The organism is Bradyrhizobium stylosanthis (genome assembly GCF_001641335.1).
In the GTDB taxonomy this organism is placed as follows: domain Bacteria; phylum Pseudomonadota; class Alphaproteobacteria; order Rhizobiales; family Xanthobacteraceae; genus Bradyrhizobium; species Bradyrhizobium stylosanthis.
Genome location: NZ_LVEM01000018.1, coordinates 1 through 1,006, shown reverse-complemented (window position 1 = coordinate 1,006; position 1,006 = coordinate 1). Strand labels below are relative to the sequence as shown.

1 pseudogene is annotated in these 1,006 nt (G+C 68.8%); it reads right to left on the bottom strand.

The window, feature by feature from the left end:
* Positions 1-1,006: pseudogene (locus tag A7X65_RS42995) on the bottom strand (LuxR C-terminal-related transcriptional regulator); the annotation flags it as partial.

Genomic DNA, 1,006 nt, shown 5'->3' with positions numbered 1-1,006 from the left:
CTGCTGCTCGGCGCCGTTGCCCGGATTCGCGTCAGCGTCGGTCGAGGCCATCGCTGCCGTCTGCGTAGGCTCCGACGCGTGCTGCGAGTTACCGTGGTCCGCGCTGTCGGCCGCCACGACGGTCTCGGCCGCGTCCGGTGCGTCTGCAGAGTTTGAGTGGTCCGAGTTGCCGTGTTCGACGTCGCTCGAATCCGCCTTCTTCGCCAGACCTGGCGGAAGGTCGAAAGCCTGCTGCTCGGCGCCGTTGCCCGGATTCGCGTCAGCGTCGGTCGGGTCCATCGCTGCCGTCTGCGTAGGCTCCGACGCGTGCTGCGAGTCGCCGTGGTCCGCGCTGTCGGCCGTGACGACGGTCGCGGTAGCGTCCGGCGCGTCTGCAGAGTTTGAGTGCCCCGAGTTGCCGTGTTCGTCGTCGCTCGAATCCGCCTTCTTCGCGAGCCCTGGTGGAAGGTCCGACGCCTGCTGCTCGGCGCTATTGCCGACGCCATTGCCCGGCTTGGCGTCAGCGTCAGTCGAGTCCGTCGCTGCCGTTTGCGTTGGCTCCGACGCTTGCTGCGAGTTGCCGTGGTCCGCGTTGTCGGCCGTGACGACGCTCGTTTCGACGGTCGCGGTGGCGTCCGGCGCGTCCGCGGAGTTCGAGTGGTCCGAGTTGCCGTGTTCGACGTCGCTCGCGTCCGCCTTCTTCGCCAGGCCTGGCGGCAGGTCCGAAGCCTGCTGCTCGGCGCCGTTGCCCGGATTCGCGTCAGCGTCGGTCGAGGCCATCGCTGCCGTCTGCGTAGGCTCCGACGCGTGCTGCGAGTTACCGTGGTCCGCGCTGTCGGCCGCCACGACGGTCTCGGCCGCGTCCGGTGCGTCTGCAGAGTTTGAGTGGTCCGAGTTGCCGTGTTCGACGTCGCTCGAATCCGCCTTCTTCGCCAGACCTGGCGGAAGGTCGAAAGCCTGCTGCTCAAGCCTGCTGCTCGGCGCCGTTGCCCGGATTCGCGTCAGCGTCGGTCGGGTCCATCGCTGC